The 18,176-nt window shown below is 70.7% G+C and carries 17 protein-coding genes, 1 other RNA gene and 1 riboswitch; of the genes, 13 read left to right on the top strand and 5 right to left on the bottom strand.

Annotated elements, in window-relative coordinates:
* Nucleotides 1–3: 3 nt before the first annotated feature.
* The gene (locus H4N58_RS15200) at nt 4–1,407 is read right to left on the bottom strand and encodes an MFS transporter (RefSeq protein WP_208322872.1); all 1,404 of its coding nucleotides are present in this window, start codon (nt 1,405–1,407) and stop codon (nt 4–6) included.
* Between the two features lie 58 nt (nt 1,408–1,465).
* Between H4N58_RS15200 and smpB the strand changes: the two genes are divergently transcribed.
* The 4 genes from smpB (at nt 1,466) to H4N58_RS15180 (ending at nt 3,990) form a co-directional block, all read left to right on the top strand.
* On the top strand, nt 1,466–1,945 hold the full coding sequence (gene smpB / locus H4N58_RS15195; RefSeq protein WP_167249934.1) for an SsrA-binding protein SmpB: 480 nt from the start codon (nt 1,466–1,468) through the stop codon (nt 1,943–1,945).
* Nucleotides 1,942–2,817 (top strand): amidohydrolase family protein, encoded by an 876-nt coding sequence (locus tag H4N58_RS15190; protein WP_167004709.1) that lies wholly within the window; start codon nt 1,942–1,944, stop codon nt 2,815–2,817. The genes smpB and H4N58_RS15190 overlap by 4 nt, the downstream gene beginning before the upstream one ends.
* Before the next feature lie 62 nt (nt 2,818–2,879).
* Nucleotides 2,880–3,251: a transfer-messenger RNA gene (gene ssrA / locus H4N58_RS15185) on the top strand.
* A 121-nt stretch (nt 3,252–3,372) separates the two neighbouring features.
* Nucleotides 3,373–3,990 (top strand): class I SAM-dependent methyltransferase, encoded by a 618-nt coding sequence (locus tag H4N58_RS15180; protein WP_167004706.1) that lies wholly within the window; start codon nt 3,373–3,375, stop codon nt 3,988–3,990.
* Here H4N58_RS15180 and H4N58_RS15175 read toward each other — a convergent pair.
* A complete protein-coding gene (locus tag H4N58_RS15175) occupies nt 3,980–5,551 on the bottom strand; it encodes a carboxypeptidase regulatory-like domain-containing protein (protein WP_167249936.1) in 1,572 nt (523 codons plus the stop codon). The two genes, H4N58_RS15180 and H4N58_RS15175, sit on opposite strands and share 11 nt — an antisense overlap.
* A 71-nt stretch (nt 5,552–5,622) precedes the next feature.
* Nucleotides 5,623–5,937, bottom strand: a complete 315-nt coding sequence (locus H4N58_RS15170) for a hypothetical protein (RefSeq protein WP_167249938.1) — start codon at nt 5,935–5,937, stop codon at nt 5,623–5,625.
* A 131-nt stretch (nt 5,938–6,068) separates the two neighbouring features.
* On the opposite strand from H4N58_RS15170, the gene H4N58_RS15165 reads away from it, so the two are divergent.
* A complete protein-coding gene (locus H4N58_RS15165; RefSeq protein WP_167004697.1) occupies nt 6,069–6,329 on the top strand; it encodes a hypothetical protein in 261 nt (86 codons plus the stop codon).
* Between the two features lie 22 nt (nt 6,330–6,351).
* On the opposite strand, the gene H4N58_RS15160 is transcribed toward H4N58_RS15165, so the two are convergent.
* A complete protein-coding gene (locus tag H4N58_RS15160; protein WP_167004695.1) occupies nt 6,352–6,678 on the bottom strand; it encodes a TraR/DksA C4-type zinc finger protein in 327 nt (108 codons plus the stop codon).
* A gap of 124 nt (nt 6,679–6,802) precedes the next feature.
* Between H4N58_RS15160 and poxB the strand changes: the two genes are divergently transcribed.
* On the top strand, nt 6,803–8,536 hold the full coding sequence (poxB, locus tag H4N58_RS15155; protein ID WP_167004692.1) for a ubiquinone-dependent pyruvate dehydrogenase: 1,734 nt from the start codon (nt 6,803–6,805) through the stop codon (nt 8,534–8,536).
* Nucleotides 8,537–8,539: 3 nt separating this feature from the next.
* Here poxB and H4N58_RS15150 read toward each other — a convergent pair whose 3' ends face one another.
* Nucleotides 8,540–9,715 carry a glycoside hydrolase family 3 N-terminal domain-containing protein gene (locus tag H4N58_RS15150; RefSeq protein ID WP_208322873.1) on the bottom strand — a complete coding sequence of 392 codons (1,176 nt, stop codon included), beginning with the start codon at nt 9,713–9,715 and terminating at the stop codon, nt 8,540–8,542.
* Between the two features lie 132 nt (nt 9,716–9,847).
* Here H4N58_RS15150 and H4N58_RS15145 point away from each other — a divergent pair, with 132 nt between their 5' ends.
* The 7 genes from H4N58_RS15145 (at nt 9,848) to H4N58_RS15115 (ending at nt 18,166) form a co-directional block, all read left to right on the top strand.
* Nucleotides 9,848–11,419: a diguanylate cyclase gene (locus H4N58_RS15145; RefSeq protein WP_167004689.1), complete on the top strand. Its 1,572-nt coding sequence runs from the start codon at nt 9,848–9,850 to the stop codon at nt 11,417–11,419.
* Nucleotides 11,420–11,546: 127 nt separating this feature from the next.
* Nucleotides 11,547–12,236, top strand: coding sequence for an NUDIX domain-containing protein (locus H4N58_RS15140; RefSeq protein WP_243843000.1), 690 nt, complete (start codon nt 11,547–11,549; stop codon nt 12,234–12,236).
* 25 nt (nt 12,237–12,261) lie between these two features.
* Nucleotides 12,262–13,530, top strand: a complete 1,269-nt coding sequence (nadA, locus tag H4N58_RS15135; protein ID WP_167004686.1) for a quinolinate synthase NadA — start codon at nt 12,262–12,264, stop codon at nt 13,528–13,530.
* On the top strand, nt 13,527–15,089 hold the full coding sequence (gene nadB, locus H4N58_RS15130) for an L-aspartate oxidase (protein ID WP_167004683.1): 1,563 nt from the start codon (nt 13,527–13,529) through the stop codon (nt 15,087–15,089). The genes nadA and nadB overlap by 4 nt, the downstream gene beginning before the upstream one ends.
* On the top strand, nt 15,083–15,937 hold the full coding sequence (nadC, locus tag H4N58_RS15125; RefSeq protein ID WP_167004680.1) for a carboxylating nicotinate-nucleotide diphosphorylase: 855 nt from the start codon (nt 15,083–15,085) through the stop codon (nt 15,935–15,937). The genes nadB and nadC overlap by 7 nt, the downstream gene beginning before the upstream one ends.
* A gap of 1 nt (nt 15,938) precedes the next feature.
* Nucleotides 15,939–17,078 (top strand): cysteine desulfurase family protein, encoded by a 1,140-nt coding sequence (locus tag H4N58_RS15120; protein WP_167249940.1) that lies wholly within the window; start codon nt 15,939–15,941, stop codon nt 17,076–17,078.
* 320 nt (nt 17,079–17,398) lie between these two features.
* A riboswitch (cyclic di-AMP (ydaO/yuaA leader) is annotated at nt 17,399–17,560 on the top strand.
* A 6-nt stretch (nt 17,561–17,566) separates the two neighbouring features.
* A complete protein-coding gene (locus H4N58_RS15115) occupies nt 17,567–18,166 on the top strand; it encodes a C40 family peptidase (protein ID WP_208322874.1) in 600 nt (199 codons plus the stop codon).
* The last annotated feature ends 10 nt before the right edge of the window (nt 18,167–18,176 follow it).

Raw genomic sequence — 18,176 nt, 5'->3', positions numbered from 1 at the left:
CCCTCAGCGGCGCCTGCTGGTCGCGAGGTCGGCCAGGCCCAGCAGCAGGGCTCCCACGACGAACGCGACGGTCGTACGCAGGGCGAGGCTCATGGACTCCCCGTAGTCGCCGTCGACCGCGAGCCGGCTGAAGAACTGGGCGAGGACCAGCGACACGCCGATCGCGCTCCCGACGCGCTGAGCGGTCTGAAGCATCCCCCCGCCGACACCGGCGCGCCGGACGTCCACCTCCGAGAGGGTGATCGTCACGTTGGGGGAGATGACCAGACCGCCACCGACGCCCGCGAGGAGCAGCAGAGGCGACAGCGTGAGCCCGACGTGGTCGCGGAGGTGAGGGACGGCGAGGTCGATCCCGACCAGGCCGACCACGACCAGGACGAGGCCGACCACGACGAGTGCTCGCCCGTACCGGCCGACAAGACGTCCGCCGAGCGCCGCGGCCGCCGCAGACCCGAGGGCGAACGGCATCTGGGTCAGGCCGGCCTCGAACGCGCTGTAGTCCAGCCCGTTCTGGAGGTAGAGGGTGAGCACCAGGAAGATCGAGGTGAACCCCGCGAAGTAGAGCGTGCCGAGGCTGAGTCCCAGCACGTACGTCCGGACGCGCAGCAGCGCGAGGTCGACGAGCGGCTCGCGCCCCGACCGCGCCCAGCGGCGCTCCCAGGCGACGAAGGTGACCATGAGAACGGCCGAGACACCGAGCAGCCACCACGGGCGCGTCGACAGGGACTCCCCGCGCGAGCCCTCCACCATCGGGAGCAGTACGAGAAGCGTCGCGACGCCGAACAGCAGCACGCCGACCGGGTCCAGGGACTCGCGCCGCCGGCTCTCCGCCTTCGGCAGCCACCGCAGCGCGAGAAACAGTGCGACGACACCGATCGGTACGTTGACGAAGAAGACGTACCGCCAGCCGTGCTCCGGTCCGCCGACCGACACCAGGACACCGCCGAGGAGGGGGCCGACCGCCGTCGAGATCCCGACCATCGCGCCGAACAGCCCGAATGCCCGTCCGCGTTCGTCGCCCTGGAACATCGTCTGGATGAACCCGGACACCTGCGGGTTGACGAGGCCGGCGCCCAGGCCCTGCACGATCCGGGCGGCGGCCAGCCAGCCGGGGTCGGACGCGGCGCCGGCGACGGCGCTCGACGCGGTGAACACAACCAGCCCGACGCAGAAGATCGTACGGCGGCTCATGGCGTCGCCCAGTCGTCCCGCCGGGACGAGCACGATCCCGAACGCGAGCGCGTAGCCGGCGACGATCAGCTGGATCTGCGAGTCGGTGGCGTCGAGCCCGGTGCGGATGGAGGGGAGGGCGACATTGACGATGCTGACGTCGAGCAACGTCATGAATCCGGCGACCAGGCACACGACCAGCGCGCTCCACCGCGTGTCGCGCTGCGCGTCCGCCACGGTCCGACCGTACGTGCCCGCCCGTGAATGTGCTGGACAGGACAGGGACAATGGGGGAATGGCCAAGGAGACCGGCACCAAGCTGATCGCGCAGAACCGCAAGGCGCGGCACGACTACCACCTCGACGACGTGTACGAGGCGGGGATGGTGCTGTCCGGCACCGAGGTCAAGTCCTTGCGCGAGGGGCGGGCCAACCTCACCGACGGCTGGGCCGACATCGAGAACGGGGAGGTGTGGCTCCACGGGGTGCACATCCCCGAATACACGCAGGGCACTTGGACCAACCACTCCGCGCGCCGCAAGCGCAAGCTGCTGCTGCACCGTCGTGAGATCGAGAAGATCGAGAAGGCCACGTCGACGCCGGGCGTCACGCTCGTGCCGCTGTCGCTCTACTTCGTGTCGGGCCGCGCGAAGGTCGAGATCGCTGTCGCCCGGGGCAAGAAGGCCTGGGACAAGCGCCAGGCGATCGCCGAGCGCCAAGCCACCCGCGAGGTCCAGGCTGAGGTGGGGCGCAAGGTGAAGGGCATGCCCGGATGACCTTGGAGGACGCCGACCTCCCGGCATTCGCCGCGGAGCTGGGCATCCCCGGGCTGTTCGACACCCACGTCCACTTCCTCCCGCCGCGGGTCATGGACAAGGTGTGGGGCTACTTCGACGCGGTCGGTCCGCTGACGGGACGGCCCTGGCCGATCCGTTATCGCTGGCCGGTCGAGGAGCGCGCCGACTACCTCGGGCGGATCGGCGTCCTGCGCTACTCCGCGCTGCCGTACGCGCACAAGCCGGGGATCGCCGAGTACCTCAACACCTGGTCGGCCGAGTTCGCCGCTGCCCACGGCAACGCCCTGCGGTCGGCGACGTTCTATCCCGAGCCCGAGGCCGCCTCGTACGTGCGGGCCCGGATCGAGGCAGGCGTCGACGTGTTCAAGACCCACGTCCAGGTCGGCGACTTCGACCCGACCGACCCGCTGCTCGACGACGTGTGGGGTGCGCTGAGCGACTCGCAGACGCCGGTCGTCGTGCACGCCGGATCAGGACCCGCGCCGGGGACGTACACGGGGCCCGAGCTGATCGGCAAGGTGATGGCTGCCTTCCCGAACCTGCCGATGATCGTCGCGCACATGGGCATCCCCGAGTACGAGGACTTCCTCGCGATGGCCGAGCGCTATCCGCAGGTGCGGCTCGACACCACGATGGTGTTCACGGACTTCACCGAAGAGACCGCCCCGTACCCGCGCGACCTTCTCGCGCGGCTGCGCGACCTGCAGCCGCGGGTGCTGCTGGGCTCGGACTTCCCCAACATCCCGTACGCGTATGCGCACCAGGTCGAGGGCCTCGTACGGCTCGATCTGGGTGACGACTGGCTGCGTGACGTCCTGTGGCGCAACGGCTTGGCCCTGTTCGACGCGTGAGCCGGAATACCGTTCGTCTCGAGGCGGTTGGACCAGGTACCCTTCAGGGACAACTACACAGCGGGGCTGATCGGTTTCGACTTTGGTCGTACGACGTAGGAGAAGCGAGCCGAGAATCCAAGGTCATCTCGTAAACGTTCCTTGGAAATCAATAAGTGCCGATTCTAAGCGCACTGACTTCGCTCTCGCCGCCTGAGGCGAGCTAAGTGAAGGGTCGGCCTGGGAACGCCTCCGTCCCAGTCACCGGCCTCAGCTAGGAGGCTTGCTCTGTTAGTCCGGTCGCGGGACTGACAGGGGACATTCACAGCGACTGAGCCTGTCGACGACGTGTCTGTTCGAGCGTCGGGGCTGAGAAAACGACATAGCAGACTGCGCTCGGAGAAGTCCTACCTCTGCGCTGAAGGACGCGGGTTCGATTCCCGCCAGCTCCACCATGAGGTCCCCGCATCACAGAGGCGCTCCCGGCTGACGGCCGGGAGCGCCTCGGTGTCTCTCGTCGCGGGATGCGGCTACGCGCCCCGACCCGTGCGCGCGCGATAGCCTCCCGGAGTGACCATGGCGGACATTGGAGGCGCGTACGACGCGCGAGCGGACGAGTACGTCGCGCTGTTCGGGTCGGTCGATCAGGCAGCGCAGCAGGATCGGGACACGATCGAACGCTGGCAGGCAGGCGTCGACGGACGGATCCTCGACGCCGGCTGCGGCCCCGGGCACTGGACCGAGATGCTCTCGCGCGGTGGGAGCCGGGACGTTGTTGGAGTCGACGCGTCGGCTCGCTTCCTGGACGCGGCACGAGGGCGGTCCGCGTTCCTCGACCTCTCGCGGGCCGATCTCGCCGCGCTGCCTCTCGCGACCGGATCGGTCGGCGGCATTCTGTCCTGGTACTCGATCATCCACACCCCACCGGCCGACGTTCCGGCGATCGTGCGTGAGTTCGCCCGCGTCCTCGCCCCCGGAGGATCCCTGCTGCTCGGGTTCTTCGAGGGCGAGGCTCGCGCCGCGTTCGACCACGCGGTGACGACGGCGTACTACTGGTCCGCCGACGCACTCGGGGGCCTGCTCGCGCCGCACGGGTTCGTGATCGAGCGGGCCTCGGCCCGCCAGGACCCTGGCGTACGGCGGCAAGGCGATCTGGTCGCCAGACGGACTCTGCGCGGCTCCGCTACTTCCTGACCTTCGCGGTCTTCTTGCTGGTCTTGACCACGGTCGCGTACGAGGTGCGTGTCCCGGTGACCTTGACGGTGAGGCGCTTGCCGACGTCACGCTTGGTCAGCGTGTACGACGCCTTCCTGGCCTTGGTGATCTTCTTGCCGTTGCGGAACCACTGGTACGACAGCCGGACCCTGCCCGGACCCCAGGCACCGGCCTTGATCGTGAGCTTCTTGCCCTTCTTGGCCTTGCCCGAGATCTTCGGCGTCGTCGCAGTGAGCGTTCCGATGGCGCGGGCGGTCGGGGCCGAGGTCCGTGCGACGGAGGCGAGGCCCGACTTCGAACCGGTGACGGTCACCGTGAAGCGCTTGCCGGCGTGCGCGTTGCTGACGCGGAAGGTGGGCGCGGTCGCGCCTGCGATCGCCATGCCGTCGGCCCGCCACTGGTAGCGCAGGCTCACGCCCGCCGGTGCCCACGCGCCGGGGATGGCGCGGAGCACCTGACCGGTGCGTGCGGAGCCTGTGATGCGCGGGGTCGCTGCCGCGATGGGTGTGGGAGGCGTGCTCGGTGCGGCGAGCTGCACGGTGTGGCTCAGATGCGTCTGGCGGGTCGGGAACGTGATCGGGGTCGCGCCGGCGACGCTCGCCGCGTCCTTCCACCACTGGCCGACGGCGGCGCCGGTGTAGCCGGCGGGAACCCCGAAGTAGACCTTGTATGCCTCGGCGCCGTCGGTAAAGCGGTAGCGGCCTTCGTCGTCGGTCATGTGCGGACCGGACTGGATGGGACCCCAAGCCCCGTTGGAGAAGACATGGATGAGGAGCGGCGCGTCGACCAGCGGCTTGCCGTCGGGGCCCAGCACCGTGAAGTCGACGGTGGGACGCTCCTGGAGCCTGACGTCGAACGTGGTGGTCGTACCAGGGGACACCACGACGCGCTGATCGACGTAGTAGTACGGCCAGCCGTTGTTGGAGTCGTCGTAGACGGAGACGCTCACCCAGTAGTCGCCGGGGACAAGGTCCTTCGAATCGTCGCCGGACTGGCTCTCGTACGCGCCGCTGGCATCCGTCGTCACGCCGTAGCCGCCCGACATCTCCGACTCGCGGAAGCTGACTGACGCGCCGGCGACAGGCATGCCGAACTCGTCCTTGACGGTGCCCCGGATGAAGCCCGCCTTCTCGAGGACGATGTCGCCGAGGACGAGAGCGGCACCGTTCTTCACCTCGATCACCGTGGCGTCGTAGACCGACCAGGCGTTGCCGTAGTACTCGGCGGCGTAGCCGGTGGGAGGGCTCCACGTGCGGACCGTGTAACGACCGTCGGGGACACCGGGGATCGTGTACGAACCGCCGGCTCCGGTGGCAGTCGAGGCGACCGCGCCGCCGCCACCCGTGGCCGGGTAGAGGCCCACTCCGACACCGACGGCGCCGGACGCCGTACCTCCGGGCGACTGGGCGAGTACTTTTCCGCTGACCGTGCCGGCGGCGGCCTGGGCGGGGGCGGCGACGAGCATCGAGAGCCCGAGCGCGGCCACGAGCGCCACGACGAGCGCGCGCAGGCGCCAGCGGGCAGGGGAAGAGGACAGCATGGAGGGCTCCCGAGGACGTCGCCGGGACCGGGGTGCCCCGAACGCGCAACCATGGTAGACCGCGTACGGGTTCAGTCCTGCGGCGTCGCCTCGCCCTGGGACGGGCCCTCGGACGGGCCCTCGGACTCGCGCTGGGTGCGCTCGCGGAGCCACTCGCGCAGTCCGTCCGCCAGGTCCTCCCTCTGCGGTGCCTCGTCCTCGGGCTCTGGATCGGCGGCCGCGTCGGGCGCGACGGGGCGCGGCGCGGAGGGGTCGATCTGCCAGGTGACCCCGAACGAGGTCGACGTCACGACCTCGGTGACCGCCTTGAGGTCGGGCTCGTACGGCTGGCCGGAGGTGATGCTCTTAGCCTCTTCCGGTCCGCCCTTGCTCCGGAACATCCCCATGGCTGGCTCTCCTCGGTCACGCGATCGGTCCGGGACCCAGCGTAGAGCGAGGAGGGGCTGGGGCCCAGCCTTGTCCGCGCGATGCACCCTCGGTACGGTCACGGTGAGCCACGACACATCGGAGGACACACATGGCCAAGCTTGCCGCGCTCACCGGGACCGCGATCGCTGCCACCGGAGCGGCCCACTTCGTCTCACCGAAGACGTTCGAGCCGATCTCGGCGGCGGCGTTCCCCAAGGACACCGGCACCTGGATCAAGCGCAACGGAGCGACGGAGGTCGCGATCGGCCTCGGGCTGCTCTCGCGTCGTACTCGCAAGATCGCGACGGTGGGGCTCCTGGCGTACGCCGGGTTCCTCGGCAGTCGGATCGCCGCCAACAAGAGTCGCTGACGGCACGTCGTACGGCCTGTCGTCAGCCGCACCCGACGCAGGTGCGTGCGGCGGGTCGTACGGCCAGGCGCTCGGCAGGGATCTCCCTCCCGCACCGCTCGCAGCGGCCGTACGTCCCGTCGCGCGCCCGCTCGGCCGCGGCAGTGAGCTGAGCCCGGTCCTCCTCGAGCCGTGCAATCAGCGCGGCGACCTGCTCGCGCTCCCACGCGATCGTCGCGCCCTCAGGATCGTGCTCGTCATCGGCGTTGGACGCCTCCGACGCCGCGAGGATCGCCGCGTGGTCGCGCCGCAGCGCCGCCAGTTGGTCGTCGACCCTGGCGAGGCGCGCGGAGATGGGTGCGGTGTCCACGTCGAGTTCAGCGTCAGGTCACGCGCGGGCATTCCGTCTCGACCGGCGAAGTCTCGACCGGCGAAGTCGCGCCTGCCGGGTCACGATGGCCGAGGAGCAGACCGGCCGACCGGGGGAGCGAGCGATGCCGAGCACAGCGGACGTGATGATCGAGACGCTGAAGGCCGCGGGCGTACGCCGGGTGTTCGGCCTCCCCGGCGATTCCCTCAACGCCTTCACGGACGCGCTGCGCAGGGACGGCACGCTCGACTGGATCCACGTCCGTCACGAGGAGGTTGCCGGCTTCGCCGCGGCGGCCGATGCGCACCTGACTGGCGAGGTCGCGGTGGTCGCCGCGAGCTGCGGACCGGGCAACCTGCACCTCATCAACGGCCTGTACGACGCGCAGCGCAGCCGAGTCCCGGTCGTCGCGATCGCGTCGCACATCCCGAGCGTCGAGATCGGCAGCGGCTACTTCCAGGAGACGCACCCGCAGGAGCTGTTCCGCGAGTGCTCGGTCTACTGCGAGATGGCAGGGGTGCCCGAGCAGCTTCCCCGGATCCTCGAGATCGCGATGCGGTCGGCGATCTCCGAACGCGGTGTCGCAGTGGTCGTCGTCCCCGGCGACGTCATGCAGGCCGAGGCCGCGGGGCGGCGCCCCCCGAAGACGATCGAGGCGCCGCGTGCGCTCGTCGTCCCCGCCAACACCGATCTCTTGAGGGCCTCGGCGATCCTCGACGGCGCCGAGCGGGTGACGATCCTCGCCGGGGCGGGCTGCGCGGGCGCGCACGACGAGCTGGTCGGCATCGCCGAGGCGCTCAAGGCGCCGATCGTGCACGCGATGCGTGGCAAGGAGTACGTCGCGTACGACAACCCGTACGACGTGGGGATGACCGGGCTGCTCGGGTTCTCGTCGGGCTACCGCGCCATGGAGGCGTGCGACGTGCTGCTCGTGCTCGGCTCTGACTTCCCGTACCCGCAGTTCTATCCCGAGCACGCGACCGTCATCCAGGTCGACGTGCGCGGGGAGCAGCTGGGGCGTCGCACCACTCTCGACCTCGGGCTGGTCGGCGATGTACGCGAGACCCTGCGGGCGCTCACCCCGCTGCTGAACCCGCGCTCGGACGACGCCCACCTGCAGAAGATGGTCGGCCACTACGCCAAGACTCGCCGCGAGCTCGATGAGCTGGCGGCGCCCGGCAAGGACGGGCCCCTGCACCCGCAGTTCGTCGCCAAGAGCGTGTCCGACCTGGCCAGCGGCGACGCGGTCTTCACGTGCGACGTGGGGACGCCGGTGATCTGGACGGCCCGCTACGTCGAGATGAACGGGCGTCGGTCTGTCGTCGGGTCCTTCACCCACGGGACGATGGCGAACGCGCTCGGGCATGCGATCGGCGCTCAGGTCGCCTACCCGGACCGGCAGGTCGTGGCGCTGTGCGGCGACGGCGGCCTGTCCATGCTGCTGGGGGACATGATCACGCTCGTGCAGCAACGGCTCCCGGTGAAGATGGTCGTCTTCAACAACGCGTCGCTGGCGTTCGTCGAGCTGGAGATGAAGGCGGCGGGGATCGTCAACTTCGGCACGAACCTGGTCAACCCGAGCTTCGCCGCCGTCGCGCGCGCGATGGGGATGCACGGTGAGCGTGTCGAACAGCCCGAACGGCTCCCGCACGCGATCTCGGAAGCGCTGGCGGTGCCAGGACCCGCGCTCGTCGAAGCCATCGTCGAGCGCCAGGAGCTCTCGATCCCGCCGGCGGTGACCGCGGCGCAGGCGAAGGGATTCACGCTGTACGCGCTGCGGACCGTGCTCAACGGACGGGGCGACGAGATCTTCGAGCTGGCCAAGACGAACGTCTTCCGGAGACTGCGGGACCGTTGACGGTCAGCCGGCCGCGTGCTCCCGCTTGAGAGAGACCACCCTCGCGGCCGCTTGCTCGACACGCGTACGGAACGCGGGGTCCTTCTCGGCCTCGGCGACCACCGCCGACGTCATCTCCGCCATGTGCGCGGGGTCGATGGCGAGGACCAGGTCGCCGCCCGCGCGCAGGAAGTCGACCGCCCGGCGGGCCGGGGGACGGTCGGAGACCTGCCGTGCTGCGGACAGGTCGTCGGAGATCACGACCCCCTCGAACCCGAGTCGTTCGCGCAGGAGCCCGGTGATCACGGGGCGTGAGAACGCGGCGGACTCGTGCGGGTCGATCTTGTCGTAGTACGCCGTCGACATCATGACGACCTTCGCATCGGCGGCGATCGCAGCGCGGAACGGCTCGAGGTAGGCGTCGGTCGCCGTCGTCTCCGTGTCGCGGACGCCGCTTGCCGTGTCGGTGTTGGCCGTCACGCGCCCGAGCCCAGGGAAGTGCTTGACGGTCCCGATGACCCCGGCCGCCTCCATGCCGTCGAGGAACGCGAGGCCCTGGCGGGTGACGTCGGCGGGTGTGAACCCGAACTGGCGGTCGAAGTAGCCGATGGGCGCGTTGCGCTCGGCGAACGTCGGACTGGGGACGGTGTCGAGGACCGGCGCCAGGTTGAGGTCGACCCCTGCGGCGCGCAGCTCACGGCCCCACGCCGTTGCCTGCTTCTGCAGGGTCGCGGGCGACCAGCTCCCCTGTGTCGTGGTGCGGGGGATCTCGGTGAAACCGCGACCGCGCAGCACCTGGACGAGCCCGCCCTCCTGGTCGGTCGCGACCAGGAGCGGGAGCCCACCGGTGTGGTCGTCGGCCGCGCGGCGCAGCGTACGGACCACGTCGGCGGTCGCCTTCACGCCGTCGGTGCCGCGGCCGCGCAACATCACGTTGCCGACGTGGTGGCGGGTGAGGGCCTCGACGGTCTCGGGCTGGGCCGCGTCAGGCTCGGTCGCCGTCATGAACACCTGTCCGACCAGGACCGGCAGGGACATGGTGGATGGCGTCGACGCTGACGCCGACGGGCGCGGAGCTGTCGAACCGCCCGTCGGCTCGGCCGTGCCAGCGGGGGATCGGGGGACCCCGGCGCATCCAGCGAGAACGACGACCATCGACGCACTCACGGCGATCCGGCGGGCAAGGGGGGATCGGATCATCGGGTCCAGAGTAGTGGGCGCGAGCGTACAATCACGCTCGAGGCGAACCTTCGTGTGCAGTTCCATGTAAACCTCGGACCAATTCGGACCGAAGCGGCCATACTGCCATGGAGTGCTCGGGAAGGAGTGAGGATGGACGCGTCGATCCCGCCCGCCCACGCCGCCCGCCTCACGACTGCCCTGGCGGGGATCCGCGCCGGTGAGAGTGCCTCTGCCGTCGGTGCGATGAAGAACCTGCTCCGCGATCTTGGCCGCGAGCCGTCAGAGCTGCGGGCCCTCACCGAGTACGTCCTCGCGCTCGCCGCGATCCAGCAGGGCGCGAACGGCCAGGCCGCGCGTGCCGCCGCCGCCTGCCAGGCCGTGGGTCTGGCCGTGGGGGAGCCGGGATGGGTCGCGATCGGGTGCGCGACCCGTGCGCTGGCCGTCCTTCACGACAACCGTCCCGCCGACGCCGTTGCCGATCTCGTGCGTGCCGAGTACGAGCTCCGCAGCTCGTACTCGGACGGCCTGCGCGCCTGGGCGCACACGCAGGTCGGGCAGGGCTACGAGAAGTTCGGCCTCTTCGAGCTGGCCGTGCCGCACTACGAGGCCGCGATGGCAATCGAGGCGCGGGTGCTCGATCTCGCCGGCTCCCGGGCGATCGATGCACGCAACCTCGCCACGGTGAACTATCACTGGTCCAAGGAGCTCGACATGCTCATGGAGCCCGACCTCGACGAGGAGGTCGAGCGGAGGCGGGCCGAGGTGGTCAGGTGGGCCGAGCGGTCGCTGGCGCTCGCCGACTCCGAGCACGTCGAGGGCTCGGTGTTCCCGCTGGCTCGGTATCTTCGCGCGGCTGCTGCGTGGCCGTCCGACCCGGCACGCTGGATCGGTGAGCTCCACGTGTGCCGGAGCAACCTGGGCGAGACCTCGTACGCGGGCTTCGAGATGGAGGCGACCGCGCTGCTGGCGGTGGCGTACGTCGAGGTCGGCGAGATCGCTGACGCCCAGCGCGAGGCACGGCGCGCACTGATCCGCCTCGATGGTGTCGAGGACCTCAACGTGCAGCGCTACGTCCGCTGGGCGACGTTGCGGGTCGCGGACGCCATGGGATACCCGTCGGCCGGCGCTGGGCTCGGCTACGGCCGCAGCATCGCGTGGGCGTGGCGCCAGCAGCACCACAGCGACCTGGAGATGATGCGGGCGGCGATCGCGGGCTACGAGCGTGCTCGGGCTCACGAGGCTGCGGTACAGGCGGCGCGCGAGGACGCGCTCACCGGGCTCGGCAACCGGCGCGCGTTCGACGAGTGGATCACGGACGCGGGCGCCTCCGGCGATGACGTCAGCCTCGTCCTCGTCGACGTCGACCGCCTCAAGAAGCTCAACGACACTCACGGGCACGCGGTCGGTGACGGGGCGCTGCGTGCGGTCGCCGACCTGGTGCGCGCCAACATCCGGAGCGGTGACCGGGCTGCTCGCATCGGCGGTGACGAGTTCGCGATCGTGCTCGCCTCCTCCGACCCGGTCGAGGCGCAGCTCGTCATGGACCGCCTGCAGCTCGCCGCCACGGTCGCGATCCTGCCGACGTCGGTCGAGCAGAGCGGCATCGGCCTGAGCATGGGCGTCGCCTCGTCGAGCGAGGGGCTGTCGTCCGACGCGCTCTTCGCGGTCGCCGATGCGCGGATGTACGAGGACAAGCGCCGCCGCGCCGGCGCCGTCGCCTGATCCCTCGCCGCGTTCATTCTTCGGTGGGCCCCACTGTCGCGAGTAAGGGTGCTTGTGACTATTATGTGTTCAGGTCAAGGTGACACTTACTGCAGAGGCGGCGCCGTCGGCGTGGCGAGGGGGAGACGTGGAAGGCATCGACGTCGCGGTCTCGACGGTGATCTTCGCGCTGCGCCACGACAGCGCCAAGGACTGCACGTCGCTGTGGATGCCGCTCGTACGCCGCGTCCGTGAGCCGTACGCCGGACGATGGGCCCTTCCAGGCGGCCCCGTACGGCCTGACGAGGACCTCGCCGACACTGCACGCCGGACCCTTGTCGAGACCACCGCCCTGAGCCCGACGTACCTCGAGCAGCTCTACACGTTCGGCCGGGTCGAGCGCTCGGCCCGGTCCGCCGCGGGGCCACGCGTGATCTCGGTCGTCTACTGGGCGCTCGTCCGGCCCGAGGAGGCCGAGCGCGGCATCGAGGATGAGAACGTCGCCTGGCACCCCGCCGACAGCCCTCCCGAGCTGGCCTTCGACCACAGCACGATCGTCTCGTACGCCCTGTGGCGCCTGCGGACCAAGATGGAGTACGCCCGGATCGCGCAGGCGTTCCTCGGCGAGACGTTCACGCTGGCCCAGCTGCGCCAGGTGTACGAGGTCGTCCTCCAGCGCACCCTCGACCCGGCGAACTTCCGCCGGCAGGTCGAGGCCAGCGGCGACGTCGAGCCGACAGGGGAGTACCTCGTCGGTGGCCGCCACCGTCCCCCGAAGCTTTATCGCCACCGCGAGGCCAACGACCTCGCGGACAACGGACCTCTCACGGGCCTCTGACAGGCTCCTCCAGGAAGGCACCACCATGACCTCTGTCGACACTGTCGTCCGCAGCGCCCCTGGCGCCACCTGCGCGCCCGACCTGGCCGACGGCCCGTGGACGTTCGACCTCGCGCCGCCGTCGTACGGGCCCGGGGCGTCGATGGCCGACGCGATCCCCGCCGACGCGCCACGGCAGGGCGGCCTGCCCGCCGCATACACGCAGATGTCGGCGAGCGAGCTCGACGCGCGGATCCGTGCGGCGAAGGCGACGCTCGGCGACCGCGTCGTGATCCTCGGCCACTTCTACCAGCGCGACGAGGTCGTCACGCACGCCGACTTCCTCGGTGACTCGTTCCAGCTCGCCAACGCCGCCCTCACCCGCCCCGATGCCGAGGCGATCGTCTTCTGCGGCGTGCATTTCATGGCCGAGACGGCCGACATCCTCTCCCGCCCCGAGCAGGCCGTGATCCTGCCCAACCTGGCAGCTGGCTGCTCCATGGCAGACATGGCCGACATCGACACGGTGGAGCAGTGCTGGGCCGAGCTCGAGGCCTTGTACGGCACCGAGCCCGACGCTGACGGCAAGGTCCCTGTGATCCCGGTGACCTACATGAACTCGTCCGCCGCGCTCAAGGGCTTCTGCGGCGACCACGGCGGCATCGTCTGCACGTCCTCCAACGCCGAGACGGTCCTGACCTGGGCGTTCGAGCGCGCGCACCGCGTGCTGTTCTTCCCCGACCAGCACCTCGGCCGCAACACCGCCAAGGCGATGGGGGTCGGCCTCGACGCGATGCCGATGTGGAACCCCCACAAGCCCCTCGGCGGCAACGACGAGCAGAGCCTCCTCGAGGCCAAGGTGCTGCTGTGGCACGGCTTCTGCTCGGTCCACAAGCGCTTCACGGTCGCACAGATCGAGAGGGCGCGCGCGGAGCACCCGGACGTCCGCGTCATCGTCCACCCCGAGTGCCCGATGCCGGTCGTCGACGCCGCCGACGAGGCAGGCTCGACCGACTACATCCGCAAGGCCGTCGAGGCCGCGCCCGCGGGGACGACGTTCGCGATCGGCACCGAGATCAACCTCGTCAACCGCCTCGCCGCCGAGCACCCCGAGCACACGATCTTCTGCCTCGACCCGGTCGTCTGCCCGTGCTCGACGATGTACCGGATCCACCCCGGCTACCTCGCCTGGGTCCTTGAAGGTCTGGTCGAGGGACGGGTCGAGAACCGCATCACGGTCGGCGCGGACGTCGCCGCCGGCGCGCGGGTCGCGCTGGAGCGGATGCTGGCCGCCCGTCCGCCGGAGCGCGCATGAGTGCGGCGGCCGGACGGCGGCTCCGCGTCGTCGTGGTCGGCGGGGGCATCGCGGGCCTGACCGCAGCGATCGAGGCGAGCGCGTGCCACGACGTGGTCCTCGTGACCAAGGGAGCGCTCACGGAGTCGACGACCCAGTACGCCCAGGGGGGTGTCGCCGTCGTCCTCGACCCGGCTTCACGTCCTGGTGTCGAGGACTCCGTCGCCGCCCACGTCGCCGACACCCTGTCGGCGGGCGCAGGCCTCGTCGACCGCGCCGTCGCAGAGGCCGTGTGCGGGGGCGGCCCCGACGCCGTTGCCGACCTCGTCCGGTGGGGCACCCGCTTCGATCGCGACGACGGGCGGTTCGCGCTCGGGCTGGAGGCAGCGCACTCGGCGCCACGCATCCTGCACGCCGCGGGCGATGCCACGGGGGCCGAGCTCGTCCGCGCGCTCGTCGCCAGGCTGCACGCCAGCGACGTCGAGGTGCGCGAGCACACGTTCGTCACCGATCTCGTCGTGAACGACGGAGTCGTCGCCGGGGTCGCGATCGTCGGCGACCCCAGCGGTCCGCCGCATACGCTCGTCGCCGACGCGGTCGTGCTCGCGACCGGGGGAGCGGGCCAGCTCTATGCCCACACCACGAACCCCGCGGTGGCCACCGCGGACGGCCTCGCCGTTGCGATGCGCGCTGGCGCGGTCGTGGGCGACCTCGAGATGTACCAGTTCCACCCGACGCGCCTGGCGGTCCCGGGCGGCGGCCTGATCTCGGAGGCCGTACGCGGGGAGGGGGCCGTCCTCCGAGACGCGCGGGGGCACCGGTTCATGCGCGAGGCCCACCCCGACGCTGAGCTCGCCCCTCGTGACGTCGTCGCCCGCGAGATCGCCCGCGTGATGCGTGAGCAGGGTGGAGAGCCCGTCCGGCTCGACGCCACCTCGCTGGGGGCCGACTTCCTCGCGCGCCGGTTCCCGGGGCTGGACGCCCGGTGCCGTGCGCATGGCCTGCGCTGGGACGAGGATCCGATCCCCGTCACTCCCGCTGCGCACTACTTCATGGGGGGCGTCCGGACCGACCTCGACGGCCGGACCACCGTCCCCGGACTGTACGCCGTCGGCGAGGTGGCCTGCACCGGTCTGCACGGCGCGAACCGGCTCGCCTCCAACTCGTTGCTCGAGGGGGCGGTGATGGCTCGCCGGTGCGTCGCCGCGCTCGGCGTCCAGGCGCCCGCGCCCTGGGACGGGGAGCCGAGCCCGTACGAGGACCTTCCTCCGGCTCTTGCGGCGACACCTGTGGACCGTGCGCGGCTCCAGGCGACGATGTGGGCCGCGGCCGGCCTGGTCCGTGACGGTCAGACTCTCGCCGCGGCGGCCGACACCCTCGCCGGCTGGAGAGCTGTGGTCGACGGCACCACCGCGGCGTACGAGGACGCGAACCTCCTCGAGGTCGCGAGAGTCGTCGTGATGGCTGCGCTCGCCCGTGAGGAGTCGCGTGGCGCCCACTTCCGTACCGACCATCCCGAGCGTGACCACGCCTTCGACCGGCACCTGTCGTGGGTGCGCAAGGGAGGACACCCGTGCTGACCGAGGCTCACGTCGAGAAGACCGTGGCCGCCGCGCTCGAGGAGGACGCTCCGTGGGGCGACCTCACGGGCGAGACGCTCGTCCCTGCAGACGCGCGGGCGTCGGCCGTCCTTGTCGCCCGTGAGGGCGGTGTCCTTGCCGGCGCACGGGTCGCTGAGTCGGCCTTCCGTCAGGTCGACCCTGCGACGACGGTGCACCTCGTCCTCCGCGACGGCGATCTCCTCGAGCCCGGTACGGTCGTCGCGACGGTCGAGGGCCGCGCCCGCGCCGTCCTGCGCGCCGAGCGAGTCGCCCTCAACTTCGCCCAACGGATGTCAGGCATCGCGACCCAGACCCGCGCGTACGTCGACGCCGTCGCCGGCACGGGCGTCCGCATCGTCGACACCCGCAAGACGACGCCCGGCCTGCGTGCCTTCGAGCGGTACGCGGTCGCGTGCGGCGGCGGGCACAACCACCGCTTCTCGCTGTCGGACGCCGTGATGGCCAAGGACAACCATCTCGCCGTGCTCGGCGACGACCCCGAGCAGATCACGGCGGCGCTGCGGGTCGCGCGCGAACGGCTCCCGCACACCGTCCATCTCGAGGTCGAGGTGGACCGGCTGGACCAGATCGACGCGGTCCTCGCCGCAGGGGTCGACACGATCATGCTCGACAACTTCTCGCTCGAGGACCTGCGGACGGGGGTGGCGACGATCGCCGGGCGTGCGCTCGTCGAGGCCAGCGGCGGGATTACCCTGCCGGGCATCAGGGAGGTCGCCCTGACCGGTGTGGACCTCATCTCCGTCGGCGCACTCACGCACTCCGTCCGCGCCCTCGACCTCGGGCTGGACGTCGAGGTGGCGAGCTGAGGTGCGCTACCTCGACGCGGCGGCGACGACACCCGTACGCCGTGAGGTGCTGGAGGCCATGTGGCCGTACCTCACGGGAGAGTTCGGCAACCCGTCCAGCCGCCACGGGCTCGGCGACGCCGCGGCCCGTGCGCTGACCGCGGCGCGCGCACAGGTCGCGACCGCCCTCGGCGGCCGACCGACCGAGGTCGTCTTCACCGCCGGCGGTACGGAGGCCGACAACCTCGCGGTCAAGGGCCTGGCGCTGGCACGGCCTCGCGGTCGCGCGATCGTCACCTCGGTCGTCGAGCACCCTGCGGTCCTGGAGGCGTGCGACTACCTGGCACGCTTCCACGGCTTCAACGTCCACCGTCTCGGCGTCGACGGCGACGGCGTGGTGGACCTCGCGGAGGCTGCGCATGTCATCGACGAGGACACCGCGCTCGTCTCGGTGATGCTCGCCAACAACGAGATCGGGAGCCTCCAGCCGGTCGCCGAGCTCGCCGCGATCGCCCACCGGGCCGGCGCGCTGATGCACACCGACGCCGTCCAGGCGATGGGGGCCGTCGCGGTCCATCCGGCCGATCTCGGCGTGGACGCGCTGTCGTTGAGCGGCCACAAGCTCGGTGCGCCCAAGGGGAGCGGGGCGCTCTGGGTACGCCGAGGGGTCGCGCTGGAGCCTCTCGTGCACGGCGGAGGGCAGGAGCGCGGTCGCCGGTCGGGTACGGAGGATGTCGCGGCGGCGGTCGGTCTCGCGACCGCTGTGCGGCTGGCGACGGGGCCAGGGTGCGACGAGGAGCGTGCCGACCTGGCCGCGGGGCGGGGCGCGTTCGTCCGCGAGGTGCTCGAGGGCGCGCCCGGCGCACTCCTCACGGGACACGCCGAGCACCGCCTCCCCGGCCACGCGTCCTTCTGCTTCCCCGGCACCTCAGGGGAGGTGGTGCTCCTCGCCCTCGAGCACGACCACGGCATCGTCTGCTCGAGCGGATCTGCCTGTGCGGCCGGCTCGGACGAGCCGTCAGCGGTGCTGCTTGCGCTCGGACTGGAGCCGGAGGTCGCCCAGACGGCGGTGCGGTTCGCTGCAGTGTCGGGAGCTGATTTCGACGGTGTCGCAGCAGCCGTCATCAACGCAGTGTCAACGCTGCGTGCACTGGCCGGATAACTGACCGTTCCGGCAAGTCTGCCGTTGCGGCCGTAACCATTCTGTTACCGTCTCGATGCATAACCGAGATCAATGTGAGCGGCTTCACGACGACCCCGTTCGATCCCTGTGATCTCAGGGGGTCCGTACCTGGACAGGTGCCCATGTACGTCTTGTGATGGCTTGGGGGGGTTTGAGACTCGGCTCGAATCGTGTCTATGGTGACCCGCGGCTCGACTACGGGCCTGGACAACTTCACATGAGCCAGCCGAGAACGCGACCCGGAGGCTCGACAACTGAACATCGTGTGTGGGAAACGCCGAGTCCTGCCCCACCTGCACACGCCCCCATCATCGACCCCCACCCAGGGGCAGGAGCGGAGGAACCAACTCTGCACGAAGACCGTCCGCGGTCATGCGTGCTCGGGGTGAAGCCCGCAAGGGCAGGGCCATCCTTCGGCCCTAATCCGACAGCTCACTTCGCAGGCGTGGAAGGGAAACCACGCACTCATGTTCGCGAACCCCCGGATGCATCGCCTCGTCGCGCTGCCCATCGCACTGCTCGCTGCGTTCGTCATGGTGGTCTCGACCGCCGGCGAGTCGCAGGCCGCCACCGCCAAGGCGTCGACCTCGTCGACCAAGATGGCGGCCGCCAAGACCACCGCAGCCAAGACCCCGACCGCCAAGCAGGCCAAGCAGGCCAAGCAGGCCCGCAAGAAGGCCAAGCGCGTCGCCGCCAAGAAGCGCCGTGCTGCCCGCATCAGCAAGGCCTCGCGCGTCGCTGCCCGCCAGAAGGGCGACCCGTACCGCTACGGCGCCAGTGGCCCGGGCGCTTTCGACTGCTCGGGTCTCACGTCGTACTCGTTCCGCAGGGCCGGCGTGAAGCTGCCCCGTACCGCGAACTCGCAGTACCGCCACGTGCGCAAGATCAAGAAGAAGAACATCCGCAAGGGCGATCTCGTCTTCTTCGGCGGATCCCGCAAGTACCACGTGGGCATCTACTGGGGCAAGGGCCGCATCCTCCACGCGCCCTACTCCGGGAGCCGCGTGAAGGTCGAGCGGATCTGGACCAAGGGCTGGTCCGCCGGCACGGTCCGTCTGCGCGCCTGACGTACGACCC

The sequence above is a fragment of the Mumia sp. ZJ1417 genome (assembly GCF_014127285.1).
GTDB lineage: Bacteria > Actinomycetota > Actinomycetes > Propionibacteriales > Nocardioidaceae > Mumia.
Note: the sequence above shows the minus strand (reverse complement) of the source record. Positions and strands in the feature narration are given on the sequence as shown.

Bases quoted from the DNA above. Each gene is read 5' to 3' on its own strand.
- smpB (WP_167249934.1), top strand. From the start codon at position 1,466: ATGGCCAAGGAGACCGGCACCAAGCTGATCGCGCAGAACCGCAAGGCG.
- H4N58_RS15190 (WP_167004709.1), top strand. From the start codon at position 1,942: ATGACCTTGGAGGACGCCGACCTCCCGGCATTCGCCGCGGAGCTGGGC.
- H4N58_RS15180 (WP_167004706.1), top strand. From the start codon at position 3,373: ATGGCGGACATTGGAGGCGCGTACGACGCGCGAGCGGACGAGTACGTC.
- H4N58_RS15175 (WP_167249936.1), bottom strand. From the start codon at position 5,551: ATGCTGTCCTCTTCCCCTGCCCGCTGGCGCCTGCGCGCGCTCGTCGTG.
- H4N58_RS15170 (WP_167249938.1), bottom strand. From the start codon at position 5,937: ATGGGGATGTTCCGGAGCAAGGGCGGACCGGAAGAGGCTAAGAGCATC.
- H4N58_RS15165 (WP_167004697.1), top strand. From the start codon at position 6,069: ATGGCCAAGCTTGCCGCGCTCACCGGGACCGCGATCGCTGCCACCGGA.
- poxB (WP_167004692.1), top strand. From the start codon at position 6,803: ATGCCGAGCACAGCGGACGTGATGATCGAGACGCTGAAGGCCGCGGGC.
- H4N58_RS15150 (WP_208322873.1), bottom strand. From the start codon at position 9,715: ATGATCCGATCCCCCCTTGCCCGCCGGATCGCCGTGAGTGCGTCGATG.
- H4N58_RS15145 (WP_167004689.1), top strand. From the start codon at position 9,848: ATGGACGCGTCGATCCCGCCCGCCCACGCCGCCCGCCTCACGACTGCC.
- nadA (WP_167004686.1), top strand. From the start codon at position 12,262: ATGACCTCTGTCGACACTGTCGTCCGCAGCGCCCCTGGCGCCACCTGC.
- nadB (WP_167004683.1), top strand. From the start codon at position 13,527: ATGAGTGCGGCGGCCGGACGGCGGCTCCGCGTCGTCGTGGTCGGCGGG.
- H4N58_RS15115 (WP_208322874.1), top strand. From the start codon at position 17,567: ATGTTCGCGAACCCCCGGATGCATCGCCTCGTCGCGCTGCCCATCGCA.